The sequence below is a fragment of the Pseudoalteromonas tunicata genome (genome assembly GCF_002310815.1).
Classification (GTDB): Bacteria; Pseudomonadota; Gammaproteobacteria; order Enterobacterales; family Alteromonadaceae; genus Pseudoalteromonas; species Pseudoalteromonas tunicata.
Window position 1 is genome coordinate 218357 of the sequence record NZ_CP011032.1, and the last position, 19037, is coordinate 237393.

Sequence of the window (19037 nt, forward strand, 5' to 3'; positions counted from 1 at the left end):
GTGTTGTGTTTTTTAAATAAAAGAAAGTGATAAACGGCAATATAAAATGATTGATGGTGAAACTATGTTAATACAAAAGGTTAGAATCGCTTTATTCAAAAAATAAAAAGGAGCGATGATGCAGATTTCAGTTGAGGGTGTCGTTAAAGGTTACGCAACGGTTATAGCGGTAAAAGGAATTAGTTTTGCCGTCCAGCAAGGTGAAATATTTGCTTTATTAGGCCCTAATGGTGCGGGAAAATCCTCTTTAGTGAGAATGTTGGTGGGATTTACTCATCCAGATGAAGGGCAAATTAGGGTTAATGTTAACAATCAAAGCTACGCAGCTATTCCAAATGACCAATTAGGTTACCTACCAGAAGATAGAGGACTTTACGCCGAAAAAACCGTGGCTCAAAACTTACTTTATTTTGCCGCGCTGCATGGTTTAGATAAAGTAACAGCCAAAGAGCGTATGGATTATTGGCTAGAGCGCTTTGACTTGTTAGATAGAAAAGAGCAGCCACTTAAGTCGCTTTCTAAAGGCAATCAGCAAAAAGTTCAGTTAGTGAATGCGGTATTACACCAGCCTAAAATTGTGATTTTAGATGAACCATTTTCAGGCTTAGATCCCATCAACCAAGAAAAAGTAGTGCTATTTTTAGCTGAGCTAAAACAACAGGGTATGACGGTGATTTTAAGTGCGCACCAGATGTCGATGGTGGAAAAGTTGGCCGATCGTATGTTGTTAATGAATCATGGTGAAGTGGTGCTGTATGGGAGTTTGACTGATATTCAGCAGCAAATTGGTGTCGGTGCTGAGTTGGTAGTAGAGTTTTCTCAATTACCCACTCTTGAAGCAATTAGCGCAGCACTTAGGCATTTTAATTTTAGCTTAAATGAACACAATGCTGTGGTGGTGAGCCTAGCCAGTACCAGTGAGGTTAATGACGCTTTAACGCAACTACTGACTTTGGGGCATATTACCAAATTAGACAGTAAGAAAATGGATTTGCATCAGCTCTACCTCAAAGCAATTTCAGAGCATCAAGGAGAAATCAAAAATGTCGCAGCTTAATAAAACATTACTAGTTGCAAAATGGGAGTTCATGCACTTTTTTAAATGGAAGCAGGAGATTATTAGTAAGTTAGTGATGCTTGGGATTGCTGCTGTGGTGTTTTTTTGGCATAGCAGCCAAGAGTTTGTGGCGACGCAATATCAAGTTGCTGTTATTGCAGAGCATGCCCCTAATGGTGAAATTGATGATTTTGTTTTTACTCAGTCAAGCTTGCCAAAAGAGCAATTGTTAGCGCAGCTTAAATCCGGTGAAATTGATGCATTACTTATCGCGCAACAGACAAAATCAGAAGTGGCAACATTTGACTTGTATAGTCAAGGTAAGCATGGCTGGCAAGGTGATTTGGCGGATGTACTTGAACGTCATTATGCAGCGCAGGTCACTAAGCAATTAGGTTTAAGCGAATCTCAGTTGGCACAATTGCAACATCCTGTTTTTATTCATAATCAGTATTTAGACAGCCAAGTGAAAACTGAAGATAAAGCATCAAGCTTCACGGCAATCGGAGTGTTAATCTTGATGGCGATAGGAATATTTGTCTCTTTTGCCCAAATATTTGTTTCGATTACCGGAGAAAAGCAACAACGTGTTACAGAGCAATTATATGCGTGTATGGATGCCCAAACTTGGATTGACGGTAAAATTTTAGGGCAAATGTTATTAGCATTAAAAGCGATGGCCGGTACCTTAATTTCAATGGTATTGGGATTTAGTTTTATGCAGGTGATTATTCGTGGTCAAGGGCTGGATTTATCTTTTATTGATTGGCCCTTACTGCCTTGGTTGCTGATATTTGCCAGTTTAGGTTTGTATTTGGCAACGGCATTTATGGCGGCGGTTGCGGCCGCCATTGATGACCCAAACCACAGTGGTAAATCATCATTTATGATGTTGCCTTTGGTGCCAATGATTTTAACATTTATTGTTATGGATAGCCCTAGTGGTTGGGCGTTGACGATGTTGAGTTATTTTCCGCTGACCTCTTTTGCTGCAATGCCAGTAAAAATGGCTTTAGTTGAAGTCAGTATTTGGCAACCCATTTTGTCTATCGTCTTAATAGTTTTGACCTGTTGGTATGCGCGCCGCCTAGCGGGTCGCATGTTTAAAATGGGCATGGTGATGTACGGCAAAGAGCCAAGCGTTAAACAAATGGTGAAATGGGCTTTGTCATAAGCAATAACAAGCAGTTGCAAAGAGTTAAGTGGCGCGCATAAATCGCGCCATTTTTTATGGCTTTTGGTTTGTTTAGCTTAAAACTTGTTCTAAAACAAAGTTTTTATTGCTTTGAATTTGAGTAATTAACGAACTTGATTTAGGTCAATTTTTATTCGTGAAGATCATTAATACTGGCTGTGTTGAAACAAAAATACAGTGAGGGATTATCATGCATACAGTTAAAAAAAGTGAAATCGTCGTAGTTGTGATTGCTATTTTGGCATTTGTTGTTGGTGTCGTTGGGCATTTGGCTGGAGCAAGTTATGCAAACTCCGATGCATTTGGTTATATTGCCGCACCTACACCGTTAATTGTTGGTTTGATTGCATTTATTGCTTATAAATATGCAGAAGCTGCTGAGCGTAACAACCCCAGTGATCACTAAAATTTTTAAAATTAATAATAAGTTATTCACTTTGAGCTGTAATTACAGCCATCTAAGTTAGGTATGGATGAGCAAGGCAGTTGAAATGCTGTCTTGTTGTTTTATCTCTAATAAGTACAATTTAAAGAGGCTTGTCGGCCTTTAGCGTCGCTAAAATATATTGCATCACTTGGCGAGAATAAATCATTGTCGTATGGCTTAAGTGAAAGATCTTATGCTCGGCCATGCCGTGCAACTTGGTTTCGTCGAGTAATACTGTGCCATCAGATTGGCTGCCTTTTTCTAGTAATGGCATTAAACCAATGGGTAAATCACCTGCAATACTGTACAGCTTGGCGTTAAACGGCCAATCGGCATTATTTGAGAGTAAAAATTCAACGCTATTTTTAAGCAAACTATCAAACCCTTTTTCTTGCATGTGCTTGGCAATTTGGCTGCCTTTATGAGGCGTGCCTAAAGTGATAACTTTGGTAATAAATTGGGTATTTACACTGTTTGATTCTAAATAAGCGCGGGCAATTAGGCCACCGAGTGAATGGCACACTAAAGCTGTATGTTGGTCGCCAATAAATGAATCCATTTGCTGAAAAATAGTTTCTTTATCAGGTGACAAGCTGTTGTAAGTGAGGTTCAAAATTTCAAACCCCGCCTTTTTGAGTTGATGACATAACGGACGCATAACAAAGCCAGACATGTATAAACCGTGTAATACTATGATGCGTTTTATTGTCGTCATATAAACCCCGAGAATGAGTTGAGCTAAGTCTAGCGACAGTTTTGCTGACTGTCATTGCAAATTTATGGCTACGACTTTTTTCGTTTTAACCATATCAACGGTAATAACCCAATTAATAACCACTGCAAAGCACCTGCACTTTGTATCACTTCAATTTCAAGATAATTATTTTGTTGAATATAATCTCTTGATTCTAAAGCGACATGACCTAAAGAGGTCCACGCTGAGGCTTGTAAATAGTGCAGTTGGTAACCATCTGATGCATCGCGAATTTCAATCGAAAGGTCGTAATGGCTCGGTCTAAACCCATTGGCAAGTAGTACGTCAAAATGCTGCTGATCTGAACTTGAATTACCGTAAAGTGTAAATGGTCTGCTGGTATATACAACTTGTTTATCAATAATTAAATCGGCAACAACTGTTTGTTTTTGAAAGTGGCTATCGGCATCTAAATGCAGCGTGAATCCTTCAAAGTAGCCATCGTTATCTGCATCTTGATCTAATTCTAATCGTAATGAATAAATTGATAATTGGTTGTCTTGGTCAAAGCGTTGACCTTCTAAGGCGATATCCTGCAATGCGCTAAAATCATGATTGTCAGCATGAAGTAAGCGCTGCTGATCACTGTCTTGGATTTCTATAATGATTTGGTAATAGTCGCTGGTAAAGTCAGATAAAAGTTGAAATTCAAACTGCTGACTATCTTGGGTGCTATTGCTGTTTATGGTAAAAAAATCGCTAGAGAATAAATGGTGGATTTGACCATTACTGCCTTGCAGGTAAAAGGTCGCTGCAACTTCATGGCTTTGATTTTGCTGCGTATCTAAGTCGAGTGTAAGGGCTAAATTTTGATAATAGCCATCGTTATCAATATCTTGATAGATACTGCTTTGAAGTTCATAAATCCAAACCGAACTGGTTGCGTTGCTCGTTGGTTTGATTACCGCAGGTTTATTGGGCGCAATCTTATTGAGGCTTGAGATGCTGCGAGTCTGGTTCGCTTTTATTTTGCTGGTATCGTTTAAGGCATTGGTCGCATTTGCGTTTGTGATAAAAAGTGAGCTTGCAAAGGCTAAAATAAGCATAATTGGTCGTTGCATAGTGATTCATCCGCCAGTTAGGGTTTATGTTATAAAAGCCTTATTTGACTGAATCATTACTGAATGTTGTTCAGTTACGCCAAGTTCAGTTGTTAAAAATTGTGTGATTTACTGTCTCTGAAATTGTTACAATTGTTTTTTGCTAAAAATCAATGGAATAGTTTTGTCTCAGATGCCTCTTAATTCTTTTTGCGCTTCAGCAGTTAAGTATTGCAAGCCGCTTGCTTTACATCAGTGGTTGGGATTTCAACTGAGTATTTTCTTGTTGTTATTCAGCTTAAGTGGGGTGATTTGTTTAATCGATGCACCGCTGCGCGCATTGTTAAGTGGGCAATATCAGCCAACTCTCAAAACTGCAAACATAGATTGGCAAAAGCTTGAGACAAACTTAGCTGCGCAGTATTCAGGGATGCAAATTTACAATGTGGCTGTTGAACCAGAAAATTATTTGGTGGGTAAGGTCAGCCTGATGCAGGCTAAAACCCCCGATAGCCCAGCCCATAAAATAGAGGTTTATTTCGACCGCAATACTCAAGAGTTAGTTGCAGAGCAACATCAAGCTGATTGGCTACATAAAGTAGGGCGTTTTCATCGTAATCTAAGTCAAATGAGAGCTTTGAATATTTGGTTGTTGGCAATAGGCCCTTTGATGCTGCTGGTTATTTGTTTAAGTTTTTATCAGTATCGTCATCGTTTTGTGAGTTTATGGCAGCGTAAAAGCAATTCGAAACGGGTGTTACATCAATGGCTGATGGCGTGGTGCGTGCCGATGACGCTATTAATTGCGCTAAGTGCCAGTTGGTTTTTTATTGAAAGTGTATTGTGGCAAAACAAAATATCGGTTTATCCAAATTTACCAAAATCCGATGGTCAAGTGCGAGAGATGGCGCTGCCGTTAAGTCAGTTAATGTTACAAGTGCAAAAAGCTGCACCGCAAAGAATGATTCGCTCTGTGAGTTACCCTTCAAGTGGTACCGGTACTTTTTCAGTTTTGCTGCAAAGTGAGCAAGCCTTGGTTTATTACCGAGCTGAGCAACTGCATTTTAATGCGTTTACAGGCCAATTATTACACCACATTAAACCAGAACATGTTGTAGGGTTAGCTTGGTTGGCTGATTTAATGCGCTACTTACATTATGGCGAAGCCAGTGGTTTGATGTGGTTATTGTTGTTAGCAAGTCTTGGATTTAGTTTTGCGATTTATTTAGTGATGGGTAGTTATTATCGTCAGTTAAAACATCGCCAGCTTAAAGCACGATTTGGTTTGGTAAAATTTGTTTTGTTGATGGTTGGGAATGTTCTGGCAATTGCATTGGCATGCTATGGCATTTTTCAGTTGAGTAATAGCGCCCCTTATTACGGTTGGCCTGTCGTTTCGCCTATTTTGGCTATTAGCTAATTTTCGGTTTACTTTAAATTTTGGATAAGAAGCGCTTCTTATCCAAATTAAGCTGGTACCATTTTATCAGTTACAGCAGTTGGATTGGTTTTATTTCCACACTGTTATTGGCATCTGAAAGCCATACATCACCATCCTGAATGGTAATATTGAGTTGCATGCTACGCGCGGCAAGCGCTGCAATTTGTTGGGTAGCATGTGAAGGTAGCGAAAAAATCTCTAAGTTTTTCAAATGTGATAGTTTGCTTGCATTTTTTTGCCACCAAATATCTTGCGCACCTTCGCCATAGGTATAAAGGCGAACCTTTTTTGCTCGTCCGACTGCTTTTTTCAAGCGTTTTTCTTCAGGTAGGCCCAGTTCTACCCACAACTCAATTTCACCACTGTAATTTTTAGCCCAAATTTCAGGCTCATCATCTGCACATAAGCCTTTGGTAAACTCTAAATGTTCACACGTATTGAGAGCATAAGCTAAAACTCGAATCATTAACCGCTGTTCGGTTTCTGACGGGTGCTGGGCTATGGTTAAGTTTAAGTCTTGATAAATGTGTCTATCCATGTCGCTTACAGTGACAAGCGCTTTGATTATGGTTGCTTTAAGGGCCATATTGAGTACTAACTAAAAAATTTTGCCAAGTATATCTGAATATTGGTGACTCGGCGCGCTTAGGGCAGCTAAAATAACCGGCTTAATGATAGTGAGGAGTAAAAAATGGCGATCCAATGGTTCCCAGGCCACATGAACAAGGCCCGTAACGAAATAAAAGAAGTCATGCCACAAATGGACGTGATTATCGAAGTATTGGATGCGCGTATTCCTTACAGTAGTGAAAATCCAATGGTTACGGCATTACGTGCTGATAAACCAGTTATAAAAATTTTGAACAAAGCAGATTTAGCCGATCCCGTGATGACTTCTGCTTGGATGAGTTACTTTGAGCAAGAAAATGGTGTAAAAGCGATTGCCTTTGGTAATGATAAAGCGGCTGAAGTACATAAAATTAATGAGTTATGTAAAAAGCTAGTGCCTCACAAGGTTGGACCTGATAAACAAATTAAAGCCATGATCATGGGGATCCCTAATGTAGGAAAATCGACCTTGATTAATACGCTTGCGGGTCGTATTGTAGCCAAAACTGGTAATGAACCAGCGGTCACCAAAGCGCAGCAACGTATCAAACTTGAAGATGGCATTATGCTTTACGATACGCCGGGCATGTTGTGGCCAAAAGTAGAAAATGAAAACTCAGGTTATCGTTTAGCTGCGACAGGCGCTATTCGTGATACTGCGATTGAATACGAAGATGTCGCAAGTTATACCGCAGAGTATTTATTACAGAGCTACCCTAAACTTTTACAACAGCGTTATAAAATCGATGAGTTACCTGAGCAAGATTGGCAATTTATTGAGCTTGCAGGTAAAAAACGTGGTTGTATTCGTCAAGGTAATCAAATCGATACTCATAAAATGTCAGAAATTTTGATCAATGAGCTTCGTGATGGTGTAATTGGGCGCATTACGATGGAAACGCCAGCAATGCGTGATGCCGAAGAGCTTGTAGTTGAACAATTACGTATTGATGCACAGCTAAAACTGGCAGCTAAAGAACAAGAGAAAAAAGATCGTCGTGCCCGTGCACGAAAAAACAGGCGTTAATCTAATGAGCTATTAAGTTGTTGCATTGAATCTTAATAGCTCAAATTTAATTTTATGCAGTCTTCTTTTTAAGGAAAAAAACATGATCAGAGCAGCTCAAGTTGTGATGTTTATGTGTGTAATGATGCTTTGTAGCGCTGCTGCTGTGGCGGCTGATATTTATAAATGGGTTGATGCTAAAGGTGTGGTGCACTACTCCGATAGGCCTCATAATCAAACAGCGCAAAAAGTAACGTTAAAAAAAGGTAATGTGTCCGATCCTGTATCCATAACTGTGTTTGATGAAGCCTCAGAATCTGCCGGCGACTCTACAGATGAAGGTAGTAATTTAGCCCAAGAGGTTAGTAAAGCTCCTCAATTTGACCCAAAAAAACAATGTGCGGCAATTAAGGCTGAGGTCAATAAAGTGAGTCAATCGGCTGATGCCAAGTTGCTTGAGTTATTACGCAATAAAATCAAAGAATTAGGCTGTTAGCATTTATTAGTATAAAACGGAACATCTATGTTATTAGCAAGAAGTACACAAATTGCTGCTAATTTATGGCAGTTCACAACAGCAACAAATTCCCATTTTGCTTTTAATTGTTACCTGATAGTAGGTGATAAAACAGCATTAATTCATACTGGAAAACCATCACAATTTAATCAGATGCTTAAATTATTAGAGCAAGCGCTTGCTGGTCAAACGCTTGATTATGTGCTGTTTTCGCATGTTGAAGCCGATGAATGTGGGGCGCTGGCTACTTTATTTACTCAATTCCCAAATTGCCAAGTTGTTTGTAATAAGGTTGCGGCTATTTCATTAAATGAGATGTTGCAAAATCCGCCAAGAGTACTCAAAGACGGTGAGTCTTTATCACTTGGCCAGTATCAATTAACCTTGCTTGATACTGCGCATTTTCCTCATAACTGGGATGGCCATTTATGGTATTGCCAAGAGCTAGCGTGTTTATTTAGCTCTGATTATTGTAGCTTAGGTGGCATTCACCCACCTACGGTGCAAGAAGATTTAAGCCAACAGATGCTTGCTTTTATGGAGCAAGGAAATTTTATTACCCATGGTGCAGGCATAAGCCAGATCACCGAACGTTTAGCTCATCTGCCCGTGCAACTTATTGCAACTATGCATGGCCCTGCAACACAAGGGCATGCTGCTGCAAGTGTATTAAAAAATATTCACAATGCTTGGTTGAAAAAAGCGCAACTAGCTTTGAATGAACTAAAACCACTGCAATAATTTTAATAAAATCAAAGAGTCATTACTGATTAACTGCCATAAAAAAAGCCCGTAAGGGCTTTTTGGTTTCATATCTACCGTCACCGATATGAGCAATGTAGCAAGTAAATTGGTAAGGTTGGCCACCACAATTTATGACTCTGGGGCGATAGAGGCAAAGGCTGCAGTGGCCAAATCAGTTAACGTACTGTTGGACGTCTTTCAGGGTCGAGAAAGATGGGTAACCAGGGTCGAAATAAGCAGTTCTTTCGTCTTGTTGAGATTGATTATCAAGTAGATTTAATTGTTCGTCAATACTTTTTTGATAATAATTATCATTTAGATCTGATTGTTTTCTCACTTTGAGAAATTGAATAAAAAATTTGTTTTTATATTTTTGATTTTTAATTTAAAAATGGATTTTAACTTCGATTTTGAGTTAGATCCTGTTCATGATTTGAGCTTTTCGACTAATACTTTCTTTCCTATCAGTTTAATTGGCGTGGGATATTCTTAGTTTCTAAAGATTGAATACTTTCGCGTTTATTTATTTTGATAGCAAAGATAGGTATACGACCTTTTTGTCATAAATTTTTCATAGTATGACGTTATATTTAGTTAAACAGAGTCAGTACAGTATTTATTTAGCTAACTCAGTTTGCAGATATCCCTGAATAACCCCTTAAGTATTTAAGCCAGCATTGCTGGCTTTTTTTTACAAAAAAGTTCGCCCTCACAGTCTGAGAATATGGGACATAGACTTTAAATTTGTTTATAGTTCATGCACATGTTAAATGGAGTTTGAACTTATAATGAAAAAAGCACTCATTGCGATAGCAATCATTACCGCAGGCGTTACCACCTATCTTTATCAACAGCAATCTGAACCACAACATAATGTGCAATTGCCAACAATGAATGAATTAGCGTTTGTTCCTGCTGATACATTATTATTTTTTGGTCAGCTACAGGCATTTCCCATTAAAAACTATTTGACCTACTTCAATTTTGGTCAAACGGAGTCACAACGCGCAGCGCTTGAATATGATTTACTTGAAACAGAAGAGCCTTCGGGGATCTTTTTTGCAAACTTAATGCAGCAATATTCTCAAGCAGTGGCAAGCCCTGAGTTATTTACTCAGACATTTGGCTTAAACGACGAAGTAAAAGGTTTATTTTATACCGTTGGTTTGTTACCAGTAATTCGTTACGAAATTGCTAAGCCTGAAGCGCTGTGGCAAATGCTTGCTACTGCTGAGAAAGAATCTGGATTGGTGGGTAAAAAAGAAACAATCCAAGGGCTTGAAGTTGTAAAGTATGAGTTAGTTAATCAAGATGGCCAATCATTAGAGTTAGTCGTTGCAGTGCAACATGGTTGGGCTACGATTACTTTTAATAGCAGCTTTAATGAGCCTGCAGATCTTTTACAAGCACTTGCGCTTGAAAAACCTAAGTCTTCATTGGCACAAACAGATACATTACAAGCAATCACTAGTCGCCATCAATTAGATGGTAAAAGCGTGGGATTTTTTAACCATGAAGCGTTAATTAATGGCTTGACTGGTAAAGAAAATAATTTATTTAGCCAAATGCTCAATCGAGTAAGTCAGAATCAGTTAGATACTGAAATGGCACAAATGAGAAGCCCAGCTTGCCAAGCTGATTTTGCAACTATTGCTAGTAATTGGCCGCGTACTGTTTTTGGTTCGGAAAAATTAGTTATTGAAGCAGACGAAATTGTGATGAGAACTAAAATGGTGGTTGAAAGCCAAAGTTCGGTTCTAAAATCACTGGCAAGCATTCGTGGTTTTTTACCTGATTTCACTCAATCAGCAGAGCAAAAAATGTTGAGCTTTGCATTAGGGGTCGATGTTGCCAAAGTATCACCTGCACTTACTAATATTTGGACTGAATTTACCGAAGCGAAATACTCGTGCCAGCCTTTAGTTGATATGCAGCAAGAGGCTAAACAAAATAATCCAATGATGCTCACCATGATGACAAGTATGGCAACGGGCGTTAAAGGGGTTAGTGCATCATTACTTGATTTACAATTAAGTCAGCAACAGGGTGAACCACAATTTGACAAGCTTGATGCGCTGGTGACTGTGTCGGCAAATAACCCAATTGCATTGTTTAACAGTGTTAAAGGTTTTTACGCACCTTTAATGGAAGTCTCGTTACCTGCAGATGGCTCAAGCATCATGCTGGGTGAATACCTTGATTTGCCATTTGGTTTAGCTAAATCAATCCAATTGGCTGCTAAAGGTGAGCATTTAGTATTATTTAAAGGCGAAAAAGCAGAGAAGTTGGCTGATAGTTTAAGTAAACAAGATTTAACCGCCAATGGCTTTAATAACTTTGCGATGGATTACCAAGCGCTATTTGGTGCTGTTTTCACTTTAATTGAAGAGTCGGGAGAGGAAATTCCACCTGAGTTTGCGGCATTAAAAGATTTAAATATGCAGCTTTATTTTGATACTGATTTTACTGACCAAGGTATTGAAATGGTTAGTGAAATAAGCTCTAAAAAATAAACCGGTTGCTTTTGAATTAACAAGGCCTGCGTAAATTAACGCGGGCTTTTTTTGGGGTTAAAAAACTCGCGCCACATCAAGGGTCAATCATTCCTTCAACCATTCATTTCACACAACCAAAGGCTACCCTGCACCACCATTTGTCATTCACATAAACCAAACTACCTCTTATATTGAACACCTTTAATCTAAAAAGTCATCAATCAAGGTCAACAAGTTCTAGTTTATTGTTTTAAATTGAAATTATTTGATTGTTTCTCCTTTCTTATTAATTGGTTTTAACGTCACCAATTGGTTATTCCATTATTTTGAACTATTAATTAAAAGGCTTAATAAAGTAGCAAAGCGTTTATTGCTTTTGAATCAGTGAAACAAGGATCTCTATGTTTAAGCTTTCATTTTTGATTGTATCGTATTGTTTTATGAGTTTTGTTTGTGTTGCGGGCACCTTGTCTATACAAGTTAAGAGTCCCGATCTAAAGCCTCTGTCAAGTGCAATCGTTTGGTATATCAGTAACGATAAAAGTAAAACCCAGCCTAATTATAATAATGAAACAATATATATTATGGATCAGCAAAATAAGCAATTTGCTCCTTATGTTTTAGCTGTGCCAAGGGGGGGCAAGGTCACTTTTCCGAATTCCGACTCTATTAAGCATCATGTTTATTCATTCTCGGCTGCTAAACCATTTGAGTTAAAATTATATCAAGGAGCGAGCCACCAACCATTAGTGTTTGATAAGCCAGGGGTAGTTGAGCTCGGTTGTAATATTCATGATTGGATGCTGGGTTATATTTTGGTTGCAGATAGCTCTGTGATAGCAAAAACCAACTCCCTTGGTCAAACCTCGCTCTTATTGCCCGATGCCGCTGGTATTTTATATATTTGGCACCCAAGATTTAAACAAAAAAACCAACCTCAACAGTACATTATTAATCAAGAGCAGCCAGTCGAAATTATTATCAACCAACCCTTACTCCCTGATTTAAAAGGTTTTGGTAATACTGATAAGTTTGATGAATATGATTAGTCCAATACGTTCTTTACAAAGCAAAATACTTTTTTTGTTTGTCAGTTTATTAATTGCGGTATTGCTATTAGCCATGAGTACGGTGCTGAGCCAAAATTACCAACATTCACGCCAGCAACTTGAACAACGTATGGCCACCTCAGCCAAAGTGGTGCGATTCAAATTGGTTGCTGATGCCGATGTATTACTGCGCTCGTTAACCACGCTAGCAAAAGATTTTTCAGTAAAACAACTCATTGCCAGTGGAGAGCAAGATCCAGACTCTTTGGAATCTGCGCTGTTAAATCATAAGCGGCGCTTAAAAAGTGATTTTGCTTTGGTATTAAATGCCGACCAACAAATCATTGCCGGTACCACAGAATTATCCCAACAGGTGGTATTTGATTTTGATTTAACACCTTTTAGTGATCATGATATTCGACTGATGGCATTTTCCGATGGCTATTACTTAATCAAGGTTGCACCGGTTAAATATGTTGAAAGTACCAATGCTGCCAATGCTTGGTTAGTGATGGGAATAAACATTAATCATTTGATTGATCAGAGTTTAGCTGAGTTATCGGGTTTTAATGTCAGTTTGCTTGTTAGCCCTTCGCAGCCAGAGTTTATTGCCTCGACATTGGTGCTAAATGATTTTCAACTGCTAGCGCAGAGCGGTCATATTTTTGGTGCGAGTATGCACGAAATTGACTTAGCTGAACATGCGCTAGTTGCTGGGGTTTTTCCTCTTGGTTTTGTAAATCAAACTCAGTTATTTGTTTTGTTATCGACCGATAAGAAAAAGGCGTTTTTATCTTTTAATGCTTTAATTGTGCAATTGATGGGAATTATTGTGCTGTCGGTGATCGTGGCTTTTTTGGCCGCTTTTTTTGTATCCAAAGGAGTTACAAAACCACTTCGTTCACTGGCTAAAATTGCTGAGAATATTCGTTTAGGCAACTATGTGAACGATATTCCTCATTCATCGACCATTGAAGTTGAATCATTATCACAAGCACTTAATACCATGCAGCACAGTATTCAAGAACGTGAGGCACAAATTAATCAATTAGCGTATTTTGATACATTAACCAAGTTACCTAACCGAAATCAGTTTTATTCAACACTTGAAAGTCGGTTACATGAGCATAAAAAAAGGGCCGCCTCGCTGGCTATATTGCAACTGGATTTAGACCGTTTTAAAGAGGTTAACGATACCTTAGGTCATGAGTTTGGCGATAATTTGCTGAAAACACTTGCCCAGCGGTTAAAAACCTTTGTGTACCCTCAAGTGTTTTTGGCACATTTCACTGCCGATGAATTTGGCCTTATTTTACCGGATATTGATCCATTGCAGCTTGAAAGTATTTTGCAGCAGTTCGAAAAGCTATTTTCATTGGCCTTTGTAGTTGATGATATTGCACTTGATATTGATGCAAGTGTTGGTGTGGCCGTTTACCCTCAAGATGCTGAAAACGCGGCTAAATTATTACAATGCAGCGATATTGCAATGCATACCTGTAAAGATAAGCATGTGCATTATTTGTGTTATCAGCCAAGTTTAAATAAACACTCGTTATTGCGTTTGAGTTTAATGTCAGAGTTAAGAGCGGCAATTTTAGATAACCAACTTGAGTTATTTTATCAGCCAAAACTCGATATTGAGCAGCAAAAAATAGTCAGTGTTGAATGTTTAGTACGTTGGCATCATCCAGAGCATGGCTTTATTCAACCCGATGAATTTATACCTTTAGCTGAACAAAGTGGTCATATTAGGGCGTTAACTGAGTGGGCAATAAAAACGGCATTAGCGCAGCATAAGAGTTGGCTAAAACAAGGAATTGAACTGCAAATGGCGGTCAATATTTCTGCGGTCGACTTAATTGATTTGAAGCTACCAGCTCTTGTTGCGCAGTTGATGAGCTCTCATGGTTTGTCTCCTCACTCTTTAAAGTTAGAAGTAACCGAAAGCGCGGTGATGGCAGAACCGGATCAGGCACTACAAGCCTTATGTATGCTCAATCAGATGGGGATAAAATTATCGATTGATGATTTTGGTACTGGATTTTCATCGATGGCGCAATTGAAAAAAATGCCATTAGATGAACTTAAAATTGATAAATCGTTTGTGCTAGATTTAAACAATGATGAGGATGATGAAGTGATTGTTAAATCAACGGTTGAGTTGGCGCATAACCTTGGTTTAAGTGTTGTTGCAGAAGGGGTTGAGGATTTACTGACCTTAAATAAGCTCAAAGGGTTCGGTTGTGATATTGCTCAAGGCTATTTTATCGCCAAACCTATGACCGCAGAGAATTTTATCGCTTGGTGGGATCCTGTTCGTCTTCAACAATTAATCTCGCATGGAGCTTTGCATGATTAAACGAGTAATCTTACTATTTTGCTGCTTAATGCCCGCTCTAAGTGTCGCTGTTGAAATTAAAGGTGTGGCGCAAATACACTGGGTGCAAGCACATCAACCAGATTCTTGGCTTAACAAAGGTACCGGTATTTACCAATACGACAGTGGTAATGATGGACTTAATGTTGCACAAGGTTTATTGGCTATGGAGCAAGATTTAGCCGATGAATTGAGTTTTTCGGCCGTGATAAATTATAACCAACGACCAGCGCAAAGTATTGGCTTAACCCAAGGGTATTTTAAGTACAAACCTATAGTGCCAAGTGCCTACAAATGGCAAATTCAAGCGGGGCTATTTTACCCTCGTATGTCATTGGAAAATCCTGATTTGGGTTGGACTTCACCTTATACCTATACAAACTCGGCAATTAACTCATGGTTGGGTGAAGAAATTAAAACCATAGGCTTAGAACTTTCTGTTAATCGTCCCGGACGTTTTTTTAATTCACCGCACAGTTTTAATGCCGTTGCATCAGTATTCAAAGCGAATGATCCTGCTGGTACTTTGCTCGCTTGGCGGGGATTTGCATTGCATGACCGCCAAACCAGTTTAAATGAATTAGTACCGTTTGCTAATTTACCCAGCTTTACAGACACAGCGCTGCGTTTTCAAGCCTCGAATGTTAGACCATTCGAAGAAATTGATGGTCGCTTTGGTTACTATTTTGGATTGCATTGGGATTATTATAAACAGTCGCAATTGCGTTTTTATGTTTATGATAATAACGGTGACCCAAGTGTTTTAAATAAGTCTACAGGCCAATATGCATGGGATACCAAATTTGTGTCGTTAGCATGGCAATATAAATTTGACTCGCAGTGGCGTTTAATAACTCAAGCAATGCATGGCAATACCGCTATGGGGAAATCGCGAGGTGTTGATGTTGATTTTAATGCCTATTTTGCTTTGGTCTCTTATCAGCATTTTGCCCATAGGTGGAGCCTGCGTTACGATCATTTTAACGTGATTGAACGCGATAACTGGTTATGGGATCCAAATGATAGTCATGGCGAGGGTTTAACAATTGCGTGGCGCTTTGACCTTACAGCGCAGTGGCAAGTGGGCTTAGAATACAGTGTGGCTAATAGTTTTGCAGCTAACCGAGATTTATGGCAATGGTCACAAAATGAGCGTCAACGCCAGTCTTTGGCTAATCTTCAATATCGGTTTTAATAATCAAAAAATCTGACTCTGTTCGAAAATGAGCTCTGAAGGTAATAAAAAATGCAGCCTGAGCTGCATTTTTATTGTGTATTAATTATGAGTATTCGTCATTTATTAAATGCGCGTTTCATAAAATTTGGTGTTGCCAGCGCACCTAGGTGAATACCTGTGTTGTAGTACTCAGTGTCAAAGTTTGCACTATTGGCATCATGCTCGCGAAACCCTGCAAAATTTTCATCTTTACGAGCAAGAGTGACAGACCATAAACCCGATGGATAAATTGGTTGTGGAAAAGGTAACGTTTGTAAATCAGCAAAACCGACATCTTGCATGGCGTCACGCATTTCAACCAGTAATGGCATATGCATTAATGGTGATTCACTTTGTTGCACTAAAATACCGCCAGAACGTAGGGCTTTTAAACAGCTAGTGTAAAACGCATGGTTAAATAAACCTTCACCAGGACCTACAGGATCAGTACCATCAACGATAATGATATCAATTGATTCTGGGGCTGCATCGGCCATAAATTTAATGCCATCGTCAAACATGACTGTTGCACGTGGGTCGTTATTTGATTCGCATAATTCTGGGAAGTATTTAAGTGCCATTTCAGTGACAACAGCATCAATATCAATTTGATGTACAGTTTCAACTGCAGGATGTTTTAAAACCTCACGTAACGTACCGCAATCACCGCCACCAATAATCACCACGTTTTTGGGGTTAGTATGACTGTAAAGGGCTGGGTGGCTGATCATTTCGTGATAAAAAAAGTTTTCACGGGTTGTCACCATAGTACAACCATCAATAATCATTAAATTACCAAAATCTGTGGTTTCATACATTTCAACTTTTTGAAATGGTGATTGTTTTTCTTCAAGTTTTTTATTGATGCGTAAAGAAAACGCACTACCATCACGGTCACTTACTTCAGTAAACCAGGTTGTTTGATCTAAGTTAGTCATATGATTTTCACTATGATAAAGGTAAAAATTGCCGCAATTTTGCCAGTGCTAGGCGGTGAGCTCAACCTATTGTTAGCAAATAATCAGATTAACTACATTGCCTTGATATTTTTATGATTAAAAAGAGATAAATTATTATGGCCAGTTTATATCTATTTATCATCTAAAACATCGGTTCAATCGGATACAAAAAGTGATTTAATTCTATGAATTTGAGAGTGATTTAAATTTTAACGCCATAACTAGGGTCATCTATTTGGCAGCGTGTTCTAACTCGCATTTTGCCTTAATCTGAGTATAATGGGCTGTTTTTTAATCCCGCTAAAATAGTGTTGTCTTACGAAGGAGTGAATCGTGGCTGGTGTGGTCTCCATTTTTAGAATTATCCTTGCCGGAAGCTTATACGCGTTAAATACATTAATTTGGGTAGGCCCAATATTTTTGTGTGGTGTATTAAAATTAATTCCATTAAAACCGTGGCAAAAAGCCATGAGCTGGTTTGCAAAAAGCTGTGCTGGTTGTTGGGTTAGCTGTAATACCGCAATTCAAAATGTATTCACTCCGTTCTCACTTGATGTAACAGGGCTCGAAACGCTTAAAAAGAAAGATTGGTATTTGGTGATTGCTAATCATCAAAGTTGGGTGGATATTCTTGTAATGCAGCGCTTATTAAATAAGCGAATTCCTTTTTTGAACTTCTTTTTAAAACAAGAACTCATTTATGTGCCATTCCTAGGGTTGGCGTGGTGGGCGCTTGATTTTCCATTTATGAAGCGCACCAATAAAGCACAGCTGAAAAAGAACCCTGCTTTACGTGGTAAAGATATGGAAACAACTCGTAAAGCTTGCGAAAAATTTAAAGAAATGCCGGTTAGCATCGTTAATTTTGTCGAGGGAACTCGTTTTACCCCGCAAAAACACCAAAGGCAAAATAGTCCTTTTAATCACTTATTAAAACCTAAAGCAGGTGGTGTGGCGTTTGTAATGCAGGCGATGGGGGAGCAATTAGCTCAAGTGGTGAACATTACGATTCATTATCCGCAAGGGATCCCGACCTTTGTTGACTTTTTAGCAGGTAGAGTTAAAGCGGTGCAAGTGGCAGTAAAAGTAATGCCAGTATCCAAGCATTTTATTGGTGACTATACCAACGATAATGAATTTCGCGTTCAATTCCAAAATGAGCTAAATCAAATCTGGGTAGAAAAAGATCAGCAATTAGAAGGGTTTGCAGCAAGGAAACAAGCATAATGCTAAGCCGAATGCTGCCCGGTTGGCTAATTGCTCCCATTGTACTTGCGGTATTAGTGAGTAATCTTATTTTTTGGGGCCTGATTGTTTTTACCTTAGGTTTAATTAAGCTTGTTTTGCCTATTCAGTATGTTGGTCAAGTTTTGCATTTGGCTTACAAAGGATGGTGTTTGGGTAACCGTTTAGCCATTCGATTAGCGTGTGCAAACTTAAAGTTGAGTATTAATGGTCATTTAAAATCAGATGGTTGGTACTTGTTAATTGCAAACCACCAGTCGAGTTTGGATATTGTTTTATTAACAGCACTTGGGCAACTGCCTGCTCCAAAGTTTTTTTTAAAAGATGAGCTTAAGTTTGTTCCATTTGTAGGAATGGGCGCTTGGGCGATGGATATGCCGTTTATGAAACGGGTGAGTAAAGCTAAGCTGGCAAAAAATCCAAAACTAAAAGGCATGGATGTTGCGCGAACTAAAAAGAGTTGCGCTCATTTTCGTAATCATCCAACCACTATTATTAACTTTGTTGAAGGCTCGCGCTTTAGTAAAGCTAAACACCAAAGTCAGCAAAGTGAATACCAGCACTTATTAAAACCAAAGGCGGGTGGTATAGCATTTGCCCTTGAAGTATTAGGGCAACAATTTGATGCTATGCTCAATGCATCAATTGTATATACAGGTAATTCTGAATCTATTCTTAAAGATTTTTTTACCGGACAATTAACTCATATCGCTATTGAAATTGATGTAATGGCCATTGCACCTGAACTGATTGGCGATTACCAAACAGATAGAGCTTTTCGTTTTAGTTTTCAGCAACAGTTAAATCAAATTTGGCAGGCAAAAGATCAGCAACTAGATGTCATGAAAAAACAACGCAGCCCGTCATTTAATGCCTGTATGGATGAAAGTACAACTTAATAAG

Annotated in this window: 17 protein-coding genes; 13 read left to right on the forward strand and 4 right to left on the reverse strand. The window is 38.8% G+C overall.

Features of this window, described 5'->3' with window-relative positions; translation table 11 throughout:
• Positions 1–115: 115 nt before the first annotated feature.
• From PTUN_RS00985 to PTUN_RS00995, 3 genes are all read left to right on the forward strand, one after another.
• Positions 116–1057 carry an ABC transporter ATP-binding protein gene (locus PTUN_RS00985; RefSeq protein ID WP_009839158.1) on the forward strand — a complete coding sequence of 314 codons (942 nt, stop codon included), beginning with the start codon at positions 116–118 and terminating at the stop codon, positions 1055–1057.
• Positions 1044–2231 carry an ABC transporter permease gene (locus PTUN_RS00990; protein ID WP_009839157.1) on the forward strand — a complete coding sequence of 396 codons (1188 nt, stop codon included), beginning with the start codon at positions 1044–1046 and terminating at the stop codon, positions 2229–2231. Before PTUN_RS00985 ends, PTUN_RS00990 begins: the two co-directional genes overlap by 14 nt.
• A 211-nt stretch (positions 2232–2442) precedes the next feature.
• Positions 2443–2658, forward strand: a complete 216-nt coding sequence (locus PTUN_RS00995) for a hypothetical protein (RefSeq protein WP_009839156.1) — start codon at positions 2443–2445, stop codon at positions 2656–2658.
• 121 nt (positions 2659–2779) lie between these two features.
• On the opposite strand, the gene PTUN_RS01000 is transcribed toward PTUN_RS00995, so the two are convergent.
• The gene (locus PTUN_RS01000; protein WP_040644039.1) at positions 2780–3394 is read right to left on the reverse strand and encodes a PGAP1-like alpha/beta domain-containing protein; all 615 of its coding nucleotides are present in this window, start codon (positions 3392–3394) and stop codon (positions 2780–2782) included.
• Positions 3395–3462: 68 nt separating this feature from the next.
• On the reverse strand, positions 3463–4494 hold the full coding sequence (locus tag PTUN_RS01005) for a choice-of-anchor H family protein (protein ID WP_009839154.1): 1032 nt from the start codon (positions 4492–4494) through the stop codon (positions 3463–3465).
• Between the two features lie 172 nt (positions 4495–4666).
• Here PTUN_RS01005 and PTUN_RS01010 point away from each other — a divergent pair, with 172 nt between their 5' ends.
• On the forward strand, positions 4667–5893 hold the full coding sequence (locus PTUN_RS01010) for a PepSY-associated TM helix domain-containing protein (protein WP_009839153.1): 1227 nt from the start codon (positions 4667–4669) through the stop codon (positions 5891–5893).
• 70 nt (positions 5894–5963) lie between these two features.
• Here the strand turns inward: PTUN_RS01010 and PTUN_RS01015 are convergent, their stop codons facing one another.
• A complete protein-coding gene (locus PTUN_RS01015; RefSeq protein WP_009839152.1) occupies positions 5964–6500 on the reverse strand; it encodes a YaeQ family protein in 537 nt (178 codons plus the stop codon).
• Between the two features lie 105 nt (positions 6501–6605).
• On the opposite strand from PTUN_RS01015, the gene ylqF reads away from it, so the two are divergent.
• From ylqF to PTUN_RS01050, 7 genes are all read left to right on the forward strand, one after another.
• Complete coding sequence (ylqF, locus tag PTUN_RS01020) at positions 6606–7550, forward strand: ribosome biogenesis GTPase YlqF (RefSeq protein WP_040644037.1); 945 nt, start codon at positions 6606–6608, stop codon at positions 7548–7550.
• An 82-nt stretch (positions 7551–7632) separates the two neighbouring features.
• Positions 7633–8025, forward strand: a complete 393-nt coding sequence (locus PTUN_RS01025; protein ID WP_009839150.1) for a DUF4124 domain-containing protein — start codon at positions 7633–7635, stop codon at positions 8023–8025.
• Positions 8026–8052: 27 nt separating this feature from the next.
• Positions 8053–8787 carry an oxygen-binding di-iron domain-containing protein gene (locus PTUN_RS01030; RefSeq protein WP_009839149.1) on the forward strand — a complete coding sequence of 245 codons (735 nt, stop codon included), beginning with the start codon at positions 8053–8055 and terminating at the stop codon, positions 8785–8787.
• 791 nt (positions 8788–9578) lie between these two features.
• Entirely contained in the window at positions 9579–11303 is a 1725-nt protein-coding gene (locus PTUN_RS01035; protein WP_096035231.1) for a hypothetical protein, read from the forward strand.
• A gap of 383 nt (positions 11304–11686) precedes the next feature.
• On the forward strand, positions 11687–12334 hold the full coding sequence (locus tag PTUN_RS01040; protein ID WP_009839145.1) for a methylamine utilization protein: 648 nt from the start codon (positions 11687–11689) through the stop codon (positions 12332–12334).
• Complete coding sequence (locus tag PTUN_RS01045; protein ID WP_162892537.1) at positions 12327–14696, forward strand: EAL domain-containing protein; 2370 nt, start codon at positions 12327–12329, stop codon at positions 14694–14696. Before PTUN_RS01040 ends, PTUN_RS01045 begins: the two co-directional genes overlap by 8 nt.
• Positions 14689–15909, forward strand: a complete 1221-nt coding sequence (locus PTUN_RS01050) for a TonB-dependent receptor (protein WP_009839143.1) — start codon at positions 14689–14691, stop codon at positions 15907–15909. The genes PTUN_RS01045 and PTUN_RS01050 overlap by 8 nt, the downstream gene beginning before the upstream one ends.
• Before the next feature lie 98 nt (positions 15910–16007).
• On the opposite strand, the gene speE is transcribed toward PTUN_RS01050, so the two are convergent.
• Positions 16008–16868: a polyamine aminopropyltransferase gene (gene speE, locus PTUN_RS01055; RefSeq protein WP_009839142.1), complete on the reverse strand. Its 861-nt coding sequence runs from the start codon at positions 16866–16868 to the stop codon at positions 16008–16010.
• 354 nt (positions 16869–17222) lie between these two features.
• On the opposite strand from speE, the gene PTUN_RS01060 reads away from it, so the two are divergent.
• The gene (locus PTUN_RS01060; protein ID WP_009839140.1) at positions 17223–18116 is read left to right on the forward strand and encodes an acyltransferase; all 894 of its coding nucleotides are present in this window, start codon (positions 17223–17225) and stop codon (positions 18114–18116) included.
• Positions 18116–19033, forward strand: coding sequence for an acyltransferase (locus PTUN_RS01065; protein WP_009839139.1), 918 nt, complete (start codon positions 18116–18118; stop codon positions 19031–19033). The genes PTUN_RS01060 and PTUN_RS01065 overlap by 1 nt, the downstream gene beginning before the upstream one ends.
• Positions 19034–19037: the final 4 nt, after the last annotated feature.

What these genes read in the sequence shown, in the direction of transcription:
- PTUN_RS01025 (WP_009839150.1), top strand. Translation starts at nt 7,633, where the DNA reads ATGATCAGAGCAGCTCAAGTTGTGATGTTTATGTGTGTAATGATGCTT.
- PTUN_RS01030 (WP_009839149.1), top strand. Translation starts at nt 8,053, where the DNA reads ATGTTATTAGCAAGAAGTACACAAATTGCTGCTAATTTATGGCAGTTC.
- PTUN_RS01050 (WP_009839143.1), top strand. Translation starts at nt 14,689, where the DNA reads ATGATTAAACGAGTAATCTTACTATTTTGCTGCTTAATGCCCGCTCTA.
- PTUN_RS00985 (WP_009839158.1), top strand. Translation starts at nt 116, where the DNA reads ATGATGCAGATTTCAGTTGAGGGTGTCGTTAAAGGTTACGCAACGGTT.
- PTUN_RS01040 (WP_009839145.1), top strand. Translation starts at nt 11,687, where the DNA reads ATGTTTAAGCTTTCATTTTTGATTGTATCGTATTGTTTTATGAGTTTT.
- PTUN_RS01015 (WP_009839152.1), bottom strand. Translation starts at nt 6,500, where the DNA reads ATGGCCCTTAAAGCAACCATAATCAAAGCGCTTGTCACTGTAAGCGAC.
- PTUN_RS00995 (WP_009839156.1), top strand. Translation starts at nt 2,443, where the DNA reads ATGCATACAGTTAAAAAAAGTGAAATCGTCGTAGTTGTGATTGCTATT.
- PTUN_RS01045 (WP_162892537.1), top strand. Translation starts at nt 12,327, where the DNA reads ATGATTAGTCCAATACGTTCTTTACAAAGCAAAATACTTTTTTTGTTT.
- PTUN_RS00990 (WP_009839157.1), top strand. Translation starts at nt 1,044, where the DNA reads ATGTCGCAGCTTAATAAAACATTACTAGTTGCAAAATGGGAGTTCATG.
- PTUN_RS01035 (WP_096035231.1), top strand. Translation starts at nt 9,579, where the DNA reads ATGAAAAAAGCACTCATTGCGATAGCAATCATTACCGCAGGCGTTACC.
- speE (WP_009839142.1), bottom strand. Translation starts at nt 16,868, where the DNA reads ATGACTAACTTAGATCAAACAACCTGGTTTACTGAAGTAAGTGACCGT.
- ylqF (WP_040644037.1), top strand. Translation starts at nt 6,606, where the DNA reads ATGGCGATCCAATGGTTCCCAGGCCACATGAACAAGGCCCGTAACGAA.
- PTUN_RS01010 (WP_009839153.1), top strand. Translation starts at nt 4,667, where the DNA reads ATGCCTCTTAATTCTTTTTGCGCTTCAGCAGTTAAGTATTGCAAGCCG.
- PTUN_RS01000 (WP_040644039.1), bottom strand. Translation starts at nt 3,394, where the DNA reads ATGACGACAATAAAACGCATCATAGTATTACACGGTTTATACATGTCT.
- PTUN_RS01065 (WP_009839139.1), top strand. Translation starts at nt 18,116, where the DNA reads ATGCTAAGCCGAATGCTGCCCGGTTGGCTAATTGCTCCCATTGTACTT.
- PTUN_RS01005 (WP_009839154.1), bottom strand. Translation starts at nt 4,494, where the DNA reads ATGCAACGACCAATTATGCTTATTTTAGCCTTTGCAAGCTCACTTTTT.